Origin of the sequence: Paenibacillus sp. FSL M7-1046 (genome assembly GCF_038007405.1) — a bacterium.
Taxonomy (GTDB): Bacteria; Bacillota; Bacilli; order Paenibacillales; family Paenibacillaceae; genus Paenibacillus_AQ.
Genome location: NZ_JBBOXB010000001.1, coordinates 6,477,790 through 6,497,125, shown reverse-complemented (window position 1 = coordinate 6,497,125; position 19,336 = coordinate 6,477,790). Strand labels below are relative to the sequence as shown.

Sequence of the window (19,336 nt, the reverse complement as noted above, 5' to 3'; positions counted from 1 at the left end):
TTTTCACAAGAACAAAAACTAAACAATCTAATTAGATAGTTGTAAAATAACAAACAAAATGATAATATGTCTATATTAAATAAAGTGGATTGGGTGATTGAGTTGCCGGAAGGAAAGGGTTCAGTCAGTATTTCGGAAAAATTCTGGAATGCCTCGATTGAGGAGTTAAAGCAAGGTTATATTTTTGAGACGCGGGACCGTTCAGGAATCTATACCTGTCTGGTATGCGGTGAAGAATATGAGAAGGGTATTATCTATAAGAATGACAACCATTACTATGAGGCAGAGAAATATGCTGCGCTTCATGTGGCCAATGTTCATGGCACCATGTTTAATTGGCTGCTCGGAATGGATAAGAAACTTATAGGGCTGACGGATCTGCAGAAAGGGCTGCTGCTTGCATTTCATCAGAGCCTCAGTGACGGGGAGGTTGCTAAGGAGCTAGGAATCGGCAGTACTTCCACAGTGCGGAATCACCGGTTCACACTGCGTGAGAAGGTCAAGCAAGCCAAATTGTTTCTTGCCGTCATGGAGCTGGCTGAGGAGAAACCGGGTGTTTCTTCACCATTTGTAAGTATCCCGCGCTCCACTTCCATGGTCGATGAACGTTTTGCTATTACGGAAGAAGAGAATGCCGAGATCCTTGGGACTTATTTTAAGGAGGGACTGGATGGCCCGTTATCCGAATTTCCCAAGAAGCAGAAGCGGAAAGCCGCCATTCTTCGCCAGCTGATTAAGAGGTTTGCCGCCGGCCGCAAATACAGTGAGAAAGAGGTTAACGCCATTCTGGGTGAAGCCTTCCCTGATCATGTCACACTGCGGCGTTATCTGATTGATTATGGCCTGCTGGACCGCGAGGATGACGGCAGCAGCTACTGGGTTAAATTATAGAGCCTGTGCCCCGGGACAGAGCTTAATATTGAAGGAGAGATCAGGAATAATGGAAAAAGCAAGACGCAAAGAACTGGCCTATGATTATGCCCACTCTCATCGGCCGATGGGTGTATACCGGATTGTGAATACGAAGAACGATAAGTCTTTTGTAGGCAGCAGCCTTAACCTGGAAGGCGTATGGAACAAGCATAAATTTATGCTCGATATTAATAGCCATGACAATAAATCACTGATGGCCGACTGGGTAGAGTACGGGGAAGAGGCCTTCCGTTTTGAGATTCTGGAACAAATCAAACCGGAGGAGGATTTTGTGGCATCCGTGTCCGAGCTGGCCAAATACAGAAAGCAGCTTCCCGAGCTGGAGAGCAAATGGATGGATCAGCTGTCTCCCTACGGAGACCGCGGTTATCATAAACCCAAGCAGAAATGAAATGACATAGCGGCTGTGTTAAAATAAGAAGCAAAACGGGTTCTGAACACAAGGAGTGGTACGATATGGGCATGCTGTCATGGCTGGCGGAGCAGCGGATTCAGGAAGCGATGCGGAGCGGGGAATTCAAGGATCTTCCCGGGTCTGGAAAGCCGCTGGAGCTGGAGGACTTGTCGGGGGTTCCTGAGGAACTGCGGATGTCATTCAAGATTATGAAAAATGCCGGGCTGCTGCCGGAAGAGATCACACTTCGTAAGGAATGTGTAACTCTTGAGGAACTGCTGGCAGCATGCCGCAACAGCGGGGATACTGGTTCTGGTGAACAGAAAACGCTGGAGAACAAGCTCTCCATGAAGAGACTTCGGCTGCAGGAACTGCTGAGGCAGCGTGGGCTGGAGAGCAGCAGCTCCATCCTGGAGTACGGCGATAAAATTCGTCAGAAGCTGCTGAGTGAAGAAGAATAAGTCTGCGCCCGGAGGGGCGGCAGGCTTTTTTTGTCTTTCGGTATATGTGTATCCGGCTGTGAGTGTTCGAATGCAACTTTATGAAGCGTCTTGAAATTTAGGATCGTTTCGCCCATGATGATTAGGCAGGGTAGATGCAGTACACGCTGCCAATAATACCAAGTTAATCACAGATTATGGAGAGAAAAGATGAAACAGCTTCCTATTATGCAGGTGCTTCCTGACCTGAAATTGATACTGAATAAGAATAAAGCAGCTGTACTTATTGCCGAACCCGGTGCGGGGAAGACGACCGGAACCCCTCCGGCTTTTTTGGACGAGCCGTGGATGTCTGGCAAGAGTATTCTTATGCTGGAGCCCAGAAGACTTGCAGCCCGTTCAGCGGCTGTCTATATGGCGGCCTGCCTTGGAGAGAGTGTGGGACAGACGGTAGGCTACCGGATGCGTATGGACAGCAAGGTTGGCAAAAATACACGGATTGTTGTTGTGACCGAAGGTGTGCTGACGAGAATGCTGCAAAGCGATCCTTCGCTTGGCGATGTTGGACTAATTATTTTTGATGAATTTCATGAGCGCAGTCTTCATGCTGATCTCGGGCTGGCACTGACGCTGGAGGTGCAGTCTGTGCTGCGTGAAGATCTGCGTATTCTCATAATGTCGGCTACACTGGATGGAGAACGGGTGTCGGCGCTGCTTGGCGGAGCGCCGGTAGTGGATTGTCCCGGCCGCACCTATCCGGTGGAGACGATTTATGTTCCGGGATCAGGTACAGCGCAACTGGAGCAAGCAGCGGCCATTGCAGTCCGCCGGGCCCTGGATGAGCAGCCCGGTGATGTACTGGTGTTCCTGCCCGGCGAACGGGAGATCCGCCGTACCGAACGTGAGCTGCAGAGCGGGACGCTTCCCCAAGGGACGGTGCTGCGGCCGCTGTATGGCCAGCTCCCGCAGGCCATGCAGGATGCGGCAGTGGCTCCAGCCGTGCCGGGTGAGCGTAAGGTTGTATTGGCGACTTCCATCGCCGAAACAAGCTTGACCATTGAAGGGGTGCGCACGGTGATTGACACCGGGCAGCGCCGTACGCAGGTATTCTCTCCGCGCACCGGCATGCCGCGGCTGACAACAGTGCCGGTATCGAAGGCATCGGCTGACCAACGCCGTGGCCGTGCCGGGCGGACTGCGCCGGGAGTCTGCTACCGGCTGTGGAGCAGCGAGGAGCATCAACGTCTTCCGGACGACAACGTGCCGGAAATCATGGAAACCGACCTGGCGCAGCTCGCGCTGGAGCTGGCGCTATGGGGCGTGCGCGATCCTGCCGCGCTGCCCTGGCTGGATGCGCCGCCCGCCGCGCCTTACGCGCAGGGCGCTGCGCTGCTGCGCCAGCTCGGCGCGCTGGATGCCGGCGGCGCCATCACGCCGCACGGCCGCAGCATGGCCGCGCTTGGCGCGCACCCGCGTGCCGCGCATATGCTGCTGCGCGCGGCAGAGCTTGGCGCCGCGCCGCTCGCCTGCCGGCTGGCGGCACTGCTGCAGGAGCGGGACCTCTTCAAGGGTCCCGCCGCTGCGGACAGCGACCTCACGCTGCGCGTGGAGGCGCTGTTGAGGTTCGAGCGCTCCGCCGAGACGGGCGGAGCAGACCCGGCGATCTTGCGCGCGGTGCAGCGCGAGAGCCGGAATCTCCTGGCGCAGCTGCAGGCCGCGCCGGAAGTGCCCCGAGACAGCAGCGGCACAGGGCTGCTGCTGTCGTTCGCCTATCCCGACCGGGTCGGGCAGAAACGCGGTGATGGCGCGTTTCTGCTGGCCGGCGGCCGGGGGGCGGCGATGCGGGAAGGGCAGCCGCTGTCGCGTTCGCCCTATATTGTTGCCGCCGGCGTGGACGACCGCGCCGGGCAGGGGCGGATCATGCTGGCCGCAGATCTGCCTGAAGAAGAACTGCTCCGTCATCATGCGGGCAGTTTTACAGAGGAACGGGAGGTCTACTGGGACAAAGAGAGCGGAAGCGTCAAGGCACGCCGGCGCACGCTGCTCGGAGCTCTGGTATTGAAAGAAACCTCGCATGAGCGGCCTACGGCAGAAGAGACGGAGGATGTCCTGCTGGGGGTGATATCCGCAGAAGGTCTGGAGCTATTACCTTGGGATAAAGGAACAGTGCAGTTACGGCAGCGGATGGCATTCATGCATGGACTGCGGACGGATTGGCCTGATGTGGCGGATGAAGCATTGCTTGGCTCGCTGGATGAATGGCTGAGGCCCTTCATCCAGGGCATGCGCAACCTGCGTGATCTTCAGCGTCTTCCCTTAAGCCGGGCGTTTGAAGGAATGCTGGACTGGAACAGCCGACAGAAGCTGGACAAGGAAGCTCCGACACATATCGCGGTGCCCAGCGGATCTCGGATACCGCTGGATTACAGCAATCCGGGTGCGCCTGTGCTGGCAGTAAGACTCCAGGAGATGTTCGGGCAGGTAGATACACCGAGAATCGGCATGGGGCAAGTTCCTGTACTGCTGCATCTGCTGTCACCGGCGAGACGGCCGATGCAGGTCACCTCCGATCTGGCGAGCTTTTGGCGCAGTACCTATTTCGAAGTTAAGAAGGATCTCAAAGGCAGATATCCCAAACATTATTGGCCGGATGATCCGCTGCAGGCGGCGCCTACAAACCGGACCCGCCCGGTTAAATAGGGACGATGAATCGTCCCGTACGGATACATCTTGTTAAACAGGGACGACGATCGTACGCAGAATAACAAAACTATGAATTTTCAGGGAATTGTGAAGTCTTGTTCCTGTAAACTGTTTGGTTCAGCCGCTAAAGGGTAATAATGTAGCGAACCACAATTACGAAGGAGGGCTTCAAGTGACTAACAAAATTGTAGGAGTTTTCGATACGGAACAAGAAGCGACCAGAGCAATTGAAGGGCTTCAAAGTCGAGGAGTCAGCAATGACGAAATCTCAGTAATCACAAGAGACCGCGATGAATTAAAAAGCATTTCTGACGATACAGGTACGATGGCTCCCGAAGGGGTAGCGACAGGTGCGGCTACAGGTGGTGTGGTAGGCGGAATTACCGGGTTGCTCGCAGGAATCGGGGCATTGGCCATTCCGGGGATCGGTCCCATTCTGGCGGCCGGACCTATTGTGGCAACACTCACTGGAGCAGCTATCGGTGCAGGTGCCGGTGGACTGGTAGGCGGATTGATTGGTCTTGGTATCCCTGAGGATGAAGCCAAGGAATATGAGGGATATGTCGACAGCGGCAAAATCCTTGTTCTCGTAGATGACAACGGCAGGGGCCGGGATATCCACGATGTGTTCAGCGGCAGCCAATCACTGAATTCCAGTCGTTACAATAACCTCTACAGCGATACTACTTTGGATGGCACCTTGATCAACAGGGATACAACCGATACTTATAACCGCAACAGATTGTAAAAATAGTTTGATTGCAAGGGGCTTTATCAGTCTCCTTGACCCCATATTTGAACTAACAAAAACTGTTCTTCCGCTAACAAGCCGGAAGAACAGTTTTTTTATTGTATAGAAGATTATGCATTGTGAAAATTGTGGATCACTCGAAAATTTGATGAGGTACAGGCGCGGCTACTTCTGATCGCATAAAAGTGGCAGAAACTGTGTCAGTATGCTGCACAGAAGCACATTAGAAATCGGCGCGGACAGTCATCTGGATGGTATGAGAGGCATATATGCATCTGAATTTGTCGCACACGGCTAAATGGCGGAATCCAGAAGTTACACAACAATATAGTTCTATCTAGTCCACCAACTTCCCAATCTGTTCAAACTTGTCGCAACTCTATTCCCAAGCTGTCTTCACCTTTTCGTCATCGAAGGGTTTCTGAACAAGGCGGCAGCGTACCATCCATCATAACAACCACTATAACCCTAATTTCAACATATGAAAAATTCACAATAGAAAAACCATAAAAATCACTCAGCCAAAATTCAGCGAGAATGACCACCATATTATCTTCACTTATATCATGCAAACAAGGAAAAAGTGGCCCCTAAGCAAGCGGGAGCTTCAGGTTGTGAAAATTGGTAAATAGTGTTTTACTAGAGTTATGCAATAGAGTATTCAATAGAGTTTACTGAAGAGGTTAGAAAAAATGCAGGTAAAGTCATTCCACTACAAGGAGGGGTTGCCGATGGCATTTATGATTGCCCAGCGGGCTTTTATTAAAGTATATCTGATTACGATGGTAGAACAGCACAAGGGATACGGTTATCAAATGCTGGAGGATTTGCGGAGAGATTTCAAAGCTCATGGCTATTCTCCTCCCCAAAGTGAAATCTACCGTGCGCTCCATGAACTGGTGCAGCAAGGAATACTTTACCGCACTAAGCAGTTGAAGGGAAATGATCCTAAGGTCGATTTTCAGGAAATCGTCTTATATCATTTCACGGCCGATGGGGAGGAAAAAGCCAGGCTCTATAAAAAGCAGGTGAAGACAGACCTTGACCGCTGCCTCGGTATATTAAACAAGGCGGTAGCGGATAATTTCTAAAGTCAGGAATTCTCTTTTTCTACATCCTGCCCGGGAGGTGTGACCGGAGAGCTGGCGCTGCCGTAGTCCTCAACGGAATTCCAGGCCCCGGCATCATCAAATCTTCCGCTATGCTCCTGCCGTCCCTCGCCTGTCCCGGCAGGAGGAAGTGACATTACCTGTTCTTCTACGGGACGGTCGCTTGAGAGCTCTCTGCCGGGAGAGTATTCTACGGCATAGGCTGTGTAAGGAATGGCCTCTAAACGTTCATAAGGGATGTTTTGTTTGCTGGCGATGCAGACACCGTAGGTTCCATCCTTCATTCGCTGCAGCGCTGCTTCTATCTCTTCTAATTCTTCTGTAAGAGCTTTGTTAATACCCAAATCTCTGCTTCTTTCGAAGGTCTCTGTGCCTGTATCAGCCGGGTGGTTGTCGACGGAGGAGAGTTCACCGGTTGAGATTTTGAGCGAATCACCGACAGAACTGCAACTTTAGTGATATTTTCAGGTTGCACTCAGCCTGTTATAATGGTTACTGCCGGAGAACACAGATAACTTGGAGGTCACTTAAATGGATGAACATATGAAACGCCGATTGGACAAGCAAAGAAAGCTGTTCAGCCAGCTCGGCATTACACTTGATGCACTGACGATTCATGAGAAGGAATTTGGTATGAAGCTTCGTGGTTATGACGCGGAGGAAGTAGACACTTTTCTGGACAGCGTAATCAAGGATTACGAACGATTTTATGCGACGATTGCCGATTTGATGGATAAGTGGCAGGAACAGCAGATTGAACTGCGCGAAATGAAAGCTGAGACCAAGGCGATTCCAGTCGCTCCTCCGATCGTTAGAGGAATTGATCCGAGAGAGTTGGAGGATGTTATTATCAAACTTGAAAACAATATCCGTCAATTAAAAGATAGACTGCCACAAAGTGAAAGCTACTTGTGATAATAAAAGGATGAATATGAAATATATTCTTACATTTTGCAATCGAGCGACTTGTTCACTACATTACCAATACTTACAATAAAATGGGAGTATATATCGGGATGCAAGATGGAGGTTGAAACCTTTGCCCAAGAAGCAAGCTTGGAGCTTAAAGATCCGTGGCAAAATTGCGGTAGGCTATGTCTTGATTTTATTAATGTTAGGCCTTTTTCTGCTGATCGTATCCAGTAGAATTACCGATCTTGAGAAGGAAACAGTTTTCCTGAGTGATCATGATATAGAAGTGCACGAGCTTACATATCAAATTGAAAAAAATGTCTTGGATATGGAGACCGGACAAAGAGGATATGCGCTTACCGGTGACAATTCCTACCTGGATCCATTTAATAATGGCCTTAGAGATTGGCAGATTAATCTCGCAAAGCTAAAGGGTCTGATTGCTGACAATCCGGACCAGATGCGGAATTTGGGCATTATTAAAGAGAACATTCAATTATGGATTGATCTGGCAGGACAGCAAGTCGTTGATCTAAAGCGGAATGGTGAGGATGAAGCCATAGCTGAGTTTTTCCGCAATGATACCGGCAAATCGGTTATTGATTCGATCCGCTCGCAGTCCGACTATTTCCGGGATAACGAGCGGAAGCTAACCAATGAACGGATTTCTAATTTGAAGGTAAGCAATAGCAGACTTCTGATAACCATGTATATTCTATGGACACTGGTTGCACTGCTCACGCTCTTGATTACGTATTTAATCTCTGCAAGTATTGTTAATCCGCTGCAGCATGTGATCCGGGCAATTAATGGGATCGCTGGAGGCGGCAATATGTCTGAGCGGATAAAGGTAAAGACCATGGATGAAATCTATGATCTTGGTGAAGCTACCAATAGTCTGCTGGATACAGTGCAGCTGGAACAGTGGAGCAGTGAGCAGCAGACTGCCATGTCCGTAATTCTGCAGGAAGCTACAGATATTTATTTGTTATGTAAGACTTTTATGAATAAACTGGCAACAACCCTTGAGATGCAATACGGTGCCATTTATGTTATGAATCATAAGGAACGCTATAAATGTATGTATTCCTATGCCGGTGTTGAGAAAAAAGAATTCCCGTTTGCAGAAGATTCGATCTTACCCGGTGAGGGTCTTGTGGGACAATGTGCAGTAGATAAACGTATAATTATAGTTGAAGATTTGCCGGAGAATTATATCAGCATTAATTCTGCCCTGGGCAGAACGGCTCCCCGCTTTGCAGTCATTGCACCGATTATATTTGAGAATAGAACAGTGGCTGTATTGGAAGTAGCCTCTTTGACTCAATGGGCATCGTATCACCATGAGCTTTTGTCTAAGCTTCTGGACATGATGGCGGTTTCCGTGAATTCAGTGATGACCCGTATGGAAATCCAGAAACTGTATCATGATTCCCAGGTCATGAATGAAGAGCTGCAAGTTCAATCGGAAGAACTGCAGGTGCAATCTGAGGAATTGCAGGTGCAGACCGAAGAATTGCAAAATCAAACGAATGAATTGCTCACGGTCAACCGGGAACTGGAGAATCAAAAGGCCGTTGCAGAGAATGCCGCAGTGGAACTGGAAAGATATAATGAGCAGCTTGAGTTAAGCTCCCGCTATAAATCGGAATTTCTGGCGAATATGTCGCATGAGCTGCGTACTCCGCTGAACAGTATGCTTATCTTATCCCAACTGCTGGCCGAGAACCGCAATAACAACTTAAACGAGGAAGAACAAGGCTATGCTTCGGTCATTCACAATTCCGGCAGTGATTTGCTGGTTATGATCAACGATATTCTCGATCTGTCCAAGGTGGAGGCCGGCAAAATGATGGTGGAAATGGATGCGGTCAACCTTACGGAGCTGCCTACATTGCTCAGGGGTTATTTTGGTAAAACCGCCGAACAACAGAAATTGGAGTTTTCTGTGAACGTCGGTGCAGAGGTACCGGATCTATTTTATACCGACGAAATGCGGCTGCATCAAATTCTGCGCAATCTGCTGTCCAATGCCTTTAAGTTTACGGAGGAAGGTTCCGTGCAAGTTGACATTACCCGGATCGAAGCTTATTCTGACCCGCAGTATAACCCAACTGAGCCAGTTTTGGCTTTCTCCGTCAAGGATACGGGAATCGGGATTTCGGAAGAGCATCGTGAGCTGATTTTTGAAGCTTTCATGCAGGCAGACGGTTCAACTGTACGCAAATTTGGGGGAACCGGATTGGGTCTGTCAATCTCCCTGCAGCTGGCCAGATTACTGGGTGGGTATATTTCACTGCAAAGCGAGCTGGGCCAAGGCAGCACCTTTACACTATTTCTTCCTTGCCGTTGTCTTGAAGCTGACATGGAGGATGGACTTCAGCCACCGGGTTCCTGGTCATCCGTTGCGGCGGCACGGGAGCGGGAAGTCACTCAAAAGCCTGAGAAGGCCACTATAACTGTGGACACAAGTTTGTTTGAGAAACAATATGAGATGCTTCAAGGCAGGACTGTGCTGATTGTTGATGATGATCTTCGTAATATTTATGCCCTTAAGCAAGGGCTGGAGCCTTATCAGATGAATATCCTGACGGCACAGTCAGGCTTTGAGTGTCTACAGATTGTCAGGGAACAGGCAAATGTAGATATCGTGCTGCTAGATATTATGATGCCGAATCTGGATGGTTATGATACTCTGTCAATCATCCGTGAAGAACTCCTGCTTCCGGATCTGCCGATTATCGCGATTTCAGCCAAAACCATGAAAGAGGACCGTGAGAAATGCCTGGCGGCGGGCGCAACTGATTTCATAAGCAAACCTGTAGTTATGAAAGACGTGATTACCCGAATGTGCCGATGGATTGCGGTTGAATAAGCTTAGGCTTATGAGTTTGCTTGACTTTTGAAAATTACCATTGACGGCGATATGAACTATGATTTATGATAGGCTCATAAATGATCATTTATATGTAGTTGGCGTGTTACCGTAAAAGGGCATGAGCCAAGGATTGTCTTCATTCATTTGAGACGGTTCTTGGCTTTTTTTGTTGCCTGTAGCCTGAAGATTAGGGGAAGGAGGGGAGAACTTGTCACGGGAAATCGAACAATTTCAAGTTCAGCGTGTAATTGGGAATAACGTTGTAATGGTCCAGGGAGAAAAGAACGGCAAGGAATATGTCATTATTGGCAAAGGCATCGGCTTTGCGGTGAAAGATGCCGGTGTGATTGAAAGCAACGATCACCGGATCGAAAAGTTGTTTCGCCTGGAAGACCGGGAAGAATGGAGCCAGTATCAAATACTGCTGGAGGACATTGATCCTAAAATAATGAAAATCACCGATGAGATTATCGGAGATATCACCTGTCAGTTTCCCGGCAAGTTAAACGACAAGATTTATTTGGCGCTCCCGAGTCATATCCAGTTTACCATCTACCGTCTGAGGGGCGGGATGGATATAATTAATCCTTTTTTACAGGAAACCAAAATGACGTTCCCGAAGGAATTTGAGATCGCTTTCAAAGCGGCAGAAAAAATCAGTGACGAGTTTAAAATACAGATTCCTGAGGACGAAGTAGGATTCCTCACCTATCATGTATACTCCGCTGTGAGCAATGTTCCGGTTGGACAGCTGGTGAAAGCCTCCAATATCGTGAATGAATTGATTGAGATGATCCGGGAAGAGCGGAAGATTACCTTTGAGCATGGCAGTATGAACCATGTCCGGTTGATGATTCATCTGCGATTTTCGCTGGAACGGATACTGCAGGGATCCTTAATAGATAATCCCTTCGTGAAGCACATTAAGAAGGAGTATAAAGCGGAATATAAGCTGGCGCAGAAACTCGGGAAGGTAATGCAAAGTTCACTGGAAGTGGAAGTTCCTGATGAAGAATTATGTTTCCTCGCGATGCACTTGCACCGGCTATTCCAAACTTTAGAGAAGAACAAATAGCAGCTTGCGAGGAGTGGCGCGGATGTTTTCCAAATGGAAATCCAAAAAAGAAGAGCAGCATACTGAACAGATCATAGAAATTACAGCTCCTATCAGCGGGCAAGCGGTTCCTTTGAACCAGGTCCCTGATGATACCTTTGCCGGCGGACACATGGGCAGCGGAATTGCAATTGAACCTGCTGAGGGGAGGCTTAAGGCTCCGTTTGACGGCAAGATTGCCCATATCGTGAAATCCAATCACGCATTGATTCTTGAGCATCCGTCCGGATTACAGCTGCTGCTACATATCGGAATCGACACGGTCAGCCTGAAAGGCAACGGATTTGTCAGCCATGTTGCTACCGGAGACAGCGTAAAGGCAGGGCAGACCTTGATTGAGTTTGATCTTGAGGCTATACAGGCGGCAGGACTTGCAACAATCTCGCCGGTAATCGTAACGAGTATGGAGGAACATTTACCGGAAGTAGAGAGTCTCTATGGTGCAGTCACAGCGGGTACGAATATCGTTCTACGGGTGACTTCAAAGCACTAGCATACTTGAGCAGAACCAATCATGAAACCAAGGGGATGATATTATGTTGGCTTTTTTACAAAAGTTAGGTAAGTCTCTGATGCTTCCGGTCGCGACATTGCCGGCAGCAGGGATTCTGCAAGGATTAGCTTTGATTAATTACGAAAAAGATTGGCATCTGGGGGCTAATGTAGGCGGATTCCTGAATCAGTATGTTGCTCCATTCCTGAATGCTGGCGCGGGCGCCATATTCGGCAATCTCGCTTTAATATTTGCTATCGGTGTGGCCATAGGATTCGCCGGAGATGCTGTAGCGGCATTGTCTGCGTTGATTTCATACCTGGTACTCACCAAAGTTCTGGCTATCGTACCCTTGCAGTTCTCATTTATCAATGATGACGTTGTTCTGAATATGGGGGTACTCGGGGGTATCTTCGCCGGTGCATGGGCGGCCTCCCTCTATAAAAAATACCACAATATCAAGATGCCGGATTGGCTGGGATTCTTCGCAGGCAAACGTTTTGTTCCGATCGTGACTGCCGGTTCCATGATGGTGCTTGCCATATTCGTAGGTATGATCTGGAGCCCTATACAGGATGTAATCAGTGATTTCGGGAACTGGGTTGTGGGTCTCGGCGCGGTGGGCGCATTTATCTTCGGTACAGCCAACCGTTTGCTGATCCCTATCGGATTACATCACGTACTCAACACCATTGCTTGGTTTCAAATTGGTGACTTTACCAATGCAGCCGGTGAACTGGTACACGGGGACTTGACACGTTTCTTCGCCGGAGACAAAACCGCAGGGATGTTCATGACCGGGTTCTTCCCGATTATGATGTTCGCTCTGCCTGGCGCAGCCTTTGCTTTTATCCATACTGCAAAACCGGAGAAACGCAAACTGGTTGCCTCTATCTTTATTGGTTCATCGATTGCTTCCTTTTTAACAGGTATTACTGAACCGCTTGAGTTTTCCTTTATGTTCGTTGCTCCGCTCTTATATCTGGTGCATGCCATTTTGACAGGGTTATCATTGGCCCTGATGTACGTCCTTGATGTTAAGATGGGCTTCGGATTCTCTGCAGGTTTGATTGATTCCTTGCTGTACCTGAAGCTTACTACTAATGCATGGATGCTTATCCCGATAGGACTTGCGTTCTTCGTCCTCTATTATGTGCTCTTCCGCTTCATTATAGTGAAATTTAAGCTAAAGACGCCTGGGCGGGAAGATGAGACCGAGGATGAAATCGAAGAAAAGTCCATCGGCGGGGCTTCGGCAGGTGTTTCTTCCCAAGCCGCAAAAATTCTGGAAAACATCGGCGGACCGTCCAACATCCGGAATATTGATGCCTGCATTACACGGCTGCGGTTGATCGTAAACGACGATAAGGCGGTAAAAGATGCTGCGCTTAAACAACTGGGCGCTTCCGGGGTTATGAGACTTGGTCATGGTGCGGTGCAAATCGTATTTGGTCCAAAATCGGAACAGATTAAGGATGATATAAAGAAGCTTATGTAATAAATATCATGTGCGGGCATCTCTGATGTCCGCATTTTTTTATGATTGACCTCTTGCAATATATACAATACCGAGTATAATACTTGGTATAACGGAATTAAGGAGTCGGTACACATGTCAGTCGATGATTATCTGGATCTTTTAAACTACGCCAAAGCAATTAACGATGGACAGTGGCAGGCTGACATCATTGAGAATTTAAAGAACTTCAAGGAATCTTCCGAAGAGCGGGAAAGAGTGGAGAATGTCCGGGAACTCTGGAACCGGTTTGATCATATAAACCTGATGCTGCTGGAATTGTTCAACAAGTTGAGAGAACATGAGGATGCTGAGGACAGTTACCGGTGGAAAGAGAAGATTTGGGAGCTGAAGATGGAGCGGATTACAGTGGCTAAGCAAATTCAGGAGAGATATATCAAGATCAGATAATAGATGAATTGATACCCTTAGTTGATAATACAAAATAAAAAAATGGCATGCAGTTAGTATGACCCACCCACTTCATGATTGTTTTAACATCCACACCGGCTTCAGCTAGCATACTGATATGTGTGTGACGCCAAATATGAGCAGTAGCATTCTTGGTGATTTTCGTTCTCTTGATAATTCGCTGCATCCGATCATTGAGTTTATTAAGGGTGAAGGGTAAACCGTCATCATCGGTCAACACAAAGTTCCCTTCATAAAAATCACTGTGATTTTCTTTGTATCGCTCATGCCGTTTCTCCTGACGTTCCTTCATTATTAATAGCTTATCAATTATGAATTTGTCAATGTCAAATCTTCGGACTGAACCCTCATTCTTTGGCGGGGTCAACATGAACTCGCCTTTAACTCCGCGCGGGTAATAGATCGTTTTGTTTACGTCCAGATCGTATGTCTCAAAATAAATATCAGCCCACTGTAATGCGCATAATTCACCGGGACGTAGCCCACTAAATACAAGAAGGTAGAAAACCTCCAAGTCATCCCCTTTGCCAAATTTCTCAGTTGCAGCTAAAAACTCTTCAATTTCAGATCGTACTAAATACTTTTCACTTAGAGCGTTAGCCTGCATTTGTTCAACGGTCAGCTGCCGAACTGGAATTTTTGTCCCAGAACAAGGATTATCTGTCCGCAGTTTTTCATCGATTGCCCACTTATAAATCATATTGGCGGTAACATGTACCCCGGATATTGTATTGAATTCGTAACCATCATCATCAAGCTTGTTCAGCATCTTTTGATGGCTGCTCTTTGTAGGTCTATCGATAGGCGTTTCAGACTGGTAATTTATTTAAAATCTTTATCTCGGATTTATGAATACGGATAGTGGCGTCCTTCACACCACTCTTGGAATAGGTATGCAGCCATTCCTCAGCAGCTTCCCTGAAGGTCATTTTCTTAGCCTTCTTGGTGTTCAGGCCATCATTAAGCTTATCTATTACCACTTGAGCTGCGTTCATGGCATCTGTCTTCTTCTCCCTTATTCTGGCCACTTGTTGCCGCTGTCCAGTTACAGGATCGGGAGGACCCTCCATGACACAGCGCCACTTGTATCCTTGTTTATTGTTAGCCGGTATTTTTGTAAAGCTCGCCATGATAGTCACTCCCCCAGATTATTTGTAATTGCTGATCTTCGATTAATTTAATAATTGATAGCATCATCTATGGCTTCCATGGGCAGAAACAACCTTGTAGCAGTCTGACCGTGGCGCCAGGCGACGCGGGACATATTGATGGATATATAACCGGTCCGATTATGGGTAACAGAGAGATTACCCGTTGTCACAAATGCCCCATCTCGTATAATGAGAGGTTTTGGATCGCAACTTTTGATGTTACCATCGATCTCTACATGTAGTTCGTCACTCCAATCGAAACCGTTTAGATTTTCGATTACCAATGTATGGGGTCTTGAGAGATCTTCATATCCATAGACTCATTGGATATTCAAGGTAGATGAGCTAATATACATGTTTTCATCCATTGTCGTTGCTGTGTAAACGAATGCAGACATAAATTCAGCTTCGGCAATACGCTCCGTAATCTGTTTTAAGCGCAGTTGAGCGAATTGCGAGGGGAACTGGAATTCCTTTGCGATCATGCCGATTGATTCCGCCTCAAATTGAGAGAAGTTTATTTTTTCTATCATGAAAAAGGGCATCGTAGAGTAAAGGCTGAACATCTCCGCTTCATTCTCCTGAAGTTGCTTAAATAATTGCGGCATTCGGCGCTGATCGCCAGCATGCCGAAGAACATGGCAAAGCTCGTGAAAAAATATCATTGTCTGCTTGAATAAATCGTCATAACGATTTAAGAATATGACACGCATGTCGTTGTCGCTGCACGAAACGCCATTGTAGTAAACAATTTCTACGTGAAATAGTAGAGCAATAACCTGAATATCAAGATCAGCAGCTGTTAATACACCTTTTGATCGATACTCATCTTCAATCAACTGTTCAAACGGAGTTTTGAAGTAGATGGAAAAATTTATGAGTCTTCCTCCAATATGGGTACGTATGTTCTGTTTTTGAGTGAAAAGAAAAGCCATTGCTGGCTTTTTTAATATTTTTCATTCGCCCTTTAGTTTGAATACACCATCTGAATATGTACCTAATTCGTAATTTTGTATGCTGACGGTATGGGAAAGGCTTTTCCATTCAGGTAGGTAATCTATATAAATTTCACGAATTGATTCAAAATAAGTTTCTGTATCCTTCAATAAATCCTCAATCATTACTTTTAATTCTCTATCCGTTAAATCAAAATGCCCTTGCCCCTCATATTTCGCATCAATTAATGGTTGGGTTGATAAGTCAATATCAGATCCGCTGGTACCCATAGCTGAAAGAGTCTTCCGGAAAGTTATTTTATTGATTACAAAATTATCAGTAACGACACCATCTTCCATATCATGTTGGAGAGCGTTAAAAACTAGCGCATTAATAAATTGTTTATTTGCTATATCTTGTGATTGAAAAGCTTGATTTTGGGTCTTAAATTCACTATTGGCTAATTCAAACTTGTTTGATAGTTCAGTAAATTTTTCTTCTATAGAACGACTTTTCATAAAAGAGAAAATCGAAAAGGTGACAGAAGCTACAGTTATTAGAAGAAGCGTTGAAATGAGAAAAATCTTTGTTCCATAAGTAACTTGGCGTGGTTGTTGTTTCTGTAATAAAACGGGTTCGTTGAGTTCTTCCATAAAATTCTTCCTTAAATTATCCCCATCGGCTGAGGGAGTTGCTTAATTATTCTGTTTTTTTAGCTTGTTCTGCAGCCCGCTCCTTCATTTCACGGTAACGCAGGAGAGCTGCCTCCATTTCGTCAAGCTCATCTGGAGTGTATTTGTCAGGGCCACCGAAGAAGGACATGTTTGTTTCAAATTTCGGCGTATCTCTTCTACCTAATAAATAATCTGTGTCAACATCAAGGGTGTCAGCTAACGCAACAAGAGTCTCATCAGATGGGGTACTATGTCCATTTTCATAGTTGCTTATTGCGGATTTTGTCATTTTTATTTTTGAGGCAAGTTCCTCTTGAGTTAGTTTTCTTATCTTCCTCCATTTGGTAAGTCGATGTCCTCGGAACAATATTAGCCCTCCCATAAATATAAAAGTACAAGTATATTGTACATTTATATTATTTGAAAATAAATTAAGTACATGAAACTTGTATTTATATGTTAAAATACACTATACTTGTACTTTATAATCTTCCCATAAGTACAAGGGTGGTGTACAAATGAGTTGAGGACATGAAAATGAATCCTTGACACAGGCTCGAAAGAAGAAGGGTTTCACTCAGGAGGGACTTACAGAATTGATGGGTTATTCAAAAGCAAGCGTAAGTAACTGGGAGAACGGTTATTCAAATCCTTCACTTTCGGATGCGTTCAAGGTATCTGAAATTCTTGAAGAAGACATAAACACACTTTTTTCTGGACTAAAAGTACAAGTTCAGTGTACAGAAGAAATTCAGATAAGGAGGTGGGTTAGGTGAGGATTGTAAAAGAGCTCAGAGAAACAGCCGATGTGTTTGAAGTCTTAAAGCTATTAAAAGAAGGGTGGCTGCTTATCAAAGTTGCAAGCCACCAGGATAATTACAAATTTCTTATGATTCAGATTTGAAGGGAATAACCTTTTTCTGTTTTTCTTTTTCGATCTCAGCGATCATCTCATCAAGCTCCATAAGGCCAGTCTTGCTGAGAAGGAAGAAAAACGTGGTTTCATTTTCAAGAACTTTAGTTCCTGTTTCTAAAAGGACCCAACCTGCTGAAATAATGTATTTGCTTCATCAATACTATCAACACGCTTGACTTCACTAATGTCTCTTTCAATTAACGTTTCATAAACTCTTTTCATAAGAATAGTGGTCTGGACACCAACTATTTTAGCAGAAAGAGGGGATTTATTCAGTGAAGTAGGTGATCTGATTGGAAAAAATATACCAAGGAGGTGATGAGATGGATGAACATCAATATCTCTCGAAAGTAAAGGAGATCAAGGAAGTAACCAGTCTCCGTGAAGTCGATTATTACAAGGAAAGAGGCTGGATGCTTCTGCATCAAACATCCAGCAGGTATGTCATAGGTCAAATTCCGAACGATGTTGGTCTGCAACATAACTGAATCCGCTGTGAGGGAAGCCCAGGACATAGCTCAAGGTTTCTCCTGTGACACGAACATTGTTTTCATCTACTGGGTGACTAGAGACAGTAGTGTAAATTTTGAGAAGCACCCATCCCTTAGATAGCATGTCGTTCAGTTCTTTAATTATAGAGTCGCTACTATCGCCTATTTGAAAATGAGATGTTCGCAATTCTTTGATTTTACACAGAGATTGGATTTCAAAAGGTGGCACTACATTCACCTCCTTTCCTGAAAAATTTGGTCAGTCTGGACAACAACCATTTTAGCAGAAAGAGGAAACTAAATCAGTGAAGGAGGTGATCTAACTGGAAGCTCAAGATATCAGAGAAATTAAAGAAACGCGTAAAGCGGAGGAAGCAACTCGACTGATAAATGAAGGCTGGGTACTCGATTACCGAGAGCACGGCCAAGGCTATTCCCGGTATGTGCTCATTAAATTCAAATAGGCGGTGATCTAAATGTCAGTAGTTGTCATAGAAACCGATGACCTAGAACGTTGGATCAGAGAAACGGTAGCAGCATCAGTACAAACTGCAACTACTCAAGACCTTCCACCATCCCTACGTAGGGAAGAATTCATGGATTTACTCGGCATCGGTGAATCGAAAACAGCCGAACTGTTCAACCGCCCTGATTTCCCTGTTATTAGAGACTTTGGTCATCCTCGGGTTTCTACTTGGCGCTGAGCCGGCTTGGTCGAAAGTAAAGCGTAGAGCGGACCAGATGCGGTCCCAGAAGACATATCAGGCTGTAGACTGGACGCCTGAGGAGGATCAGCGACTGGTGCAGGTGCTCGGAACTAAAGGAATGACTTATCCGGATGTGGCCAAGCTATTTGATCGTTCCGAGGCCGCAGTGAAGCGTCGGCTCCATGATCTCCGAGTTAAGGTACGTCCGGTTCGCCTTGAGAATCATATCAAATACACCGCAGAGGACGTGCAGACGCTGCTGCGAATGGCAAAAGAAGGCTATAGCTATGAAACGATTGCTCAGGCTCTTGGAAAGAGTGCTTTAGGAGTACGCGGGAAGCTGGAGAGAATGGGATTTGATTTTAAACGCCGGCAGTTGCGGGAGGAGAGTATAAAGTAATGAAGAAGCCTCTTACGAATCGTCAAGCCGAGACGCTGCAGCTCATAAAAGGTTTCATCGATCAGAAAGGTTATGCTCCATCTGTTACGGAGGTTGCGGATCTCCTGAAGCTGAAGTCTCGTTCCACAGCGCATTCACTGGTTAAGCAATTAGTGAACAAAGGTTATCTGGAGAAGACAGATTTTGAGGTCCGGACACTACGGGTTGTAGGGCAGGAGGATAGTAATGCACTAAGCCATATGAAGCCATACGTGAAGAAAACGTGCGGTTACTACAGGAGAATGTGGAGCTGCGGAAAAAGCTTGCGGGCTTTGAAAAACGATAATATGTAAAGACCCCCATATCCTTGGTCGGGGCGGGGGTTCAATGTCTTACCTTCATTCGAA

The 19,336-nt window shown here is 46.5% G+C and carries 24 protein-coding genes; 18 read left to right on the top strand and 6 right to left on the bottom strand.

Annotated elements, in window-relative coordinates; genetic code table 11:
* Positions 1 to 66 precede the first annotated feature (66 nt).
* The 6 genes from NYE29_RS28975 to NYE29_RS28950 all read left to right on the top strand — a co-directional run bounded on the left by NYE29_RS28975 (position 67) and on the right by NYE29_RS28950 (position 6,312).
* Entirely contained in the window at positions 67 to 891 is an 825-nt protein-coding gene (locus NYE29_RS28975; RefSeq protein ID WP_340898591.1) for a DUF2087 domain-containing protein, read from the top strand.
* Positions 892 to 940: 49 nt separating this feature from the next.
* Positions 941 to 1,324, top strand: a complete 384-nt coding sequence (locus NYE29_RS28970; protein ID WP_038591260.1) for a GIY-YIG nuclease family protein — start codon at positions 941 to 943, stop codon at positions 1,322 to 1,324.
* A 71-nt stretch (positions 1,325 to 1,395) separates the two neighbouring features.
* Entirely contained in the window at positions 1,396 to 1,788 is a 393-nt protein-coding gene (locus NYE29_RS28965; protein WP_445322225.1) for a DnaJ family domain-containing protein, read from the top strand.
* Between the two features lie 189 nt (positions 1,789 to 1,977).
* Positions 1,978 to 4,467: an ATP-dependent helicase HrpB gene (gene hrpB, locus NYE29_RS28960; RefSeq protein WP_340898588.1), complete on the top strand. Its 2,490-nt coding sequence runs from the start codon at positions 1,978 to 1,980 to the stop codon at positions 4,465 to 4,467.
* Between the two features lie 175 nt (positions 4,468 to 4,642).
* Positions 4,643 to 5,218, top strand: coding sequence for a general stress protein (locus tag NYE29_RS28955; protein WP_340898587.1), 576 nt, complete (start codon positions 4,643 to 4,645; stop codon positions 5,216 to 5,218).
* A gap of 734 nt (positions 5,219 to 5,952) precedes the next feature.
* Positions 5,953 to 6,312, top strand: coding sequence for a helix-turn-helix transcriptional regulator (locus tag NYE29_RS28950; RefSeq protein ID WP_020432045.1), 360 nt, complete (start codon positions 5,953 to 5,955; stop codon positions 6,310 to 6,312).
* Positions 6,313 to 6,314: 2 nt separating this feature from the next.
* Here NYE29_RS28950 and NYE29_RS28945 read toward each other — a convergent pair whose 3' ends face one another.
* The gene (locus tag NYE29_RS28945; protein ID WP_340899836.1) at positions 6,315 to 6,752 is read right to left on the bottom strand and encodes a conjugal transfer protein TraR; all 438 of its coding nucleotides are present in this window, start codon (positions 6,750 to 6,752) and stop codon (positions 6,315 to 6,317) included.
* A 109-nt stretch (positions 6,753 to 6,861) separates the two neighbouring features.
* Between NYE29_RS28945 and NYE29_RS28940 the strand changes: the two genes are divergently transcribed.
* From NYE29_RS28940 to NYE29_RS28915, 6 genes are all read left to right on the top strand, one after another.
* Positions 6,862 to 7,245, top strand: coding sequence for a DivIVA domain-containing protein (locus tag NYE29_RS28940; RefSeq protein WP_076109250.1), 384 nt, complete (start codon positions 6,862 to 6,864; stop codon positions 7,243 to 7,245).
* A 124-nt stretch (positions 7,246 to 7,369) separates the two neighbouring features.
* Positions 7,370 to 10,117 (top strand): CHASE3 domain-containing protein, encoded by a 2,748-nt coding sequence (locus tag NYE29_RS28935; RefSeq protein ID WP_340898585.1) that lies wholly within the window; start codon positions 7,370 to 7,372, stop codon positions 10,115 to 10,117.
* 211 nt (positions 10,118 to 10,328) lie between these two features.
* On the top strand, positions 10,329 to 11,195 hold the full coding sequence (locus NYE29_RS28930; RefSeq protein WP_038591286.1) for a PRD domain-containing protein: 867 nt from the start codon (positions 10,329 to 10,331) through the stop codon (positions 11,193 to 11,195).
* 22 nt (positions 11,196 to 11,217) lie between these two features.
* Positions 11,218 to 11,727: a PTS sugar transporter subunit IIA gene (locus NYE29_RS28925; RefSeq protein ID WP_076109253.1), complete on the top strand. Its 510-nt coding sequence runs from the start codon at positions 11,218 to 11,220 to the stop codon at positions 11,725 to 11,727.
* Positions 11,728 to 11,770: 43 nt separating this feature from the next.
* On the top strand, positions 11,771 to 13,225 hold the full coding sequence (gene nagE, locus NYE29_RS28920) for an N-acetylglucosamine-specific PTS transporter subunit IIBC (protein WP_340898584.1): 1,455 nt from the start codon (positions 11,771 to 11,773) through the stop codon (positions 13,223 to 13,225).
* A 114-nt stretch (positions 13,226 to 13,339) separates the two neighbouring features.
* The gene (locus NYE29_RS28915; protein ID WP_076109255.1) at positions 13,340 to 13,654 is read left to right on the top strand and encodes a hypothetical protein; all 315 of its coding nucleotides are present in this window, start codon (positions 13,340 to 13,342) and stop codon (positions 13,652 to 13,654) included.
* Here NYE29_RS28915 and NYE29_RS28910 read toward each other — a convergent pair.
* The 5 genes from NYE29_RS28910 to NYE29_RS28890 all read right to left on the bottom strand — a co-directional run bounded on the left by NYE29_RS28910 (position 13,647) and on the right by NYE29_RS28890 (position 16,818).
* Positions 13,647 to 14,444 (bottom strand): tyrosine-type recombinase/integrase, encoded by a 798-nt coding sequence (locus NYE29_RS28910; protein ID WP_340898583.1) that lies wholly within the window; start codon positions 14,442 to 14,444, stop codon positions 13,647 to 13,649. The two genes, NYE29_RS28915 and NYE29_RS28910, sit on opposite strands and share 8 nt — an antisense overlap.
* Positions 14,445 to 14,484: 40 nt before the next feature.
* Positions 14,485 to 14,805, bottom strand: coding sequence for a hypothetical protein (locus NYE29_RS28905; RefSeq protein WP_340898582.1), 321 nt, complete (start codon positions 14,803 to 14,805; stop codon positions 14,485 to 14,487).
* A 341-nt stretch (positions 14,806 to 15,146) separates the two neighbouring features.
* Positions 15,147 to 15,761, bottom strand: coding sequence for an ImmA/IrrE family metallo-endopeptidase (locus NYE29_RS28900; protein WP_340898581.1), 615 nt, complete (start codon positions 15,759 to 15,761; stop codon positions 15,147 to 15,149).
* A gap of 21 nt (positions 15,762 to 15,782) precedes the next feature.
* The gene (locus NYE29_RS28895; RefSeq protein ID WP_340898580.1) at positions 15,783 to 16,415 is read right to left on the bottom strand and encodes a hypothetical protein; all 633 of its coding nucleotides are present in this window, start codon (positions 16,413 to 16,415) and stop codon (positions 15,783 to 15,785) included.
* Positions 16,416 to 16,461: 46 nt separating this feature from the next.
* The gene (locus tag NYE29_RS28890) at positions 16,462 to 16,818 is read right to left on the bottom strand and encodes a helix-turn-helix domain-containing protein (RefSeq protein ID WP_340898579.1); all 357 of its coding nucleotides are present in this window, start codon (positions 16,816 to 16,818) and stop codon (positions 16,462 to 16,464) included.
* 163 nt (positions 16,819 to 16,981) lie between these two features.
* Between NYE29_RS28890 and NYE29_RS28885 the strand changes: the two genes are divergently transcribed.
* The 6 genes from NYE29_RS28885 to NYE29_RS28860 all read left to right on the top strand — a co-directional run bounded on the left by NYE29_RS28885 (position 16,982) and on the right by NYE29_RS28860 (position 19,282).
* The gene (locus NYE29_RS28885) at positions 16,982 to 17,212 is read left to right on the top strand and encodes a helix-turn-helix transcriptional regulator (protein WP_340898577.1); all 231 of its coding nucleotides are present in this window, start codon (positions 16,982 to 16,984) and stop codon (positions 17,210 to 17,212) included.
* Positions 17,209 to 17,340 (top strand): hypothetical protein, encoded by a 132-nt coding sequence (locus NYE29_RS28880; RefSeq protein ID WP_340898576.1) that lies wholly within the window; start codon positions 17,209 to 17,211, stop codon positions 17,338 to 17,340. The genes NYE29_RS28885 and NYE29_RS28880 overlap by 4 nt, the downstream gene beginning before the upstream one ends.
* A gap of 335 nt (positions 17,341 to 17,675) precedes the next feature.
* Complete coding sequence (locus tag NYE29_RS28875) at positions 17,676 to 17,840, top strand: hypothetical protein (RefSeq protein ID WP_340898574.1); 165 nt, start codon at positions 17,676 to 17,678, stop codon at positions 17,838 to 17,840.
* A 479-nt stretch (positions 17,841 to 18,319) separates the two neighbouring features.
* Positions 18,320 to 18,547 (top strand): hypothetical protein, encoded by a 228-nt coding sequence (locus NYE29_RS28870; RefSeq protein ID WP_340898572.1) that lies wholly within the window; start codon positions 18,320 to 18,322, stop codon positions 18,545 to 18,547.
* 37 nt (positions 18,548 to 18,584) lie between these two features.
* Positions 18,585 to 18,950 carry a hypothetical protein gene (locus NYE29_RS28865; protein WP_340898570.1) on the top strand — a complete coding sequence of 122 codons (366 nt, stop codon included), beginning with the start codon at positions 18,585 to 18,587 and terminating at the stop codon, positions 18,948 to 18,950.
* Complete coding sequence (locus NYE29_RS28860; protein ID WP_340898568.1) at positions 18,950 to 19,282, top strand: LexA family protein; 333 nt, start codon at positions 18,950 to 18,952, stop codon at positions 19,280 to 19,282. Before NYE29_RS28865 ends, NYE29_RS28860 begins: the two co-directional genes overlap by 1 nt.
* The last annotated feature ends 54 nt before the right edge of the window (positions 19,283 to 19,336 follow it).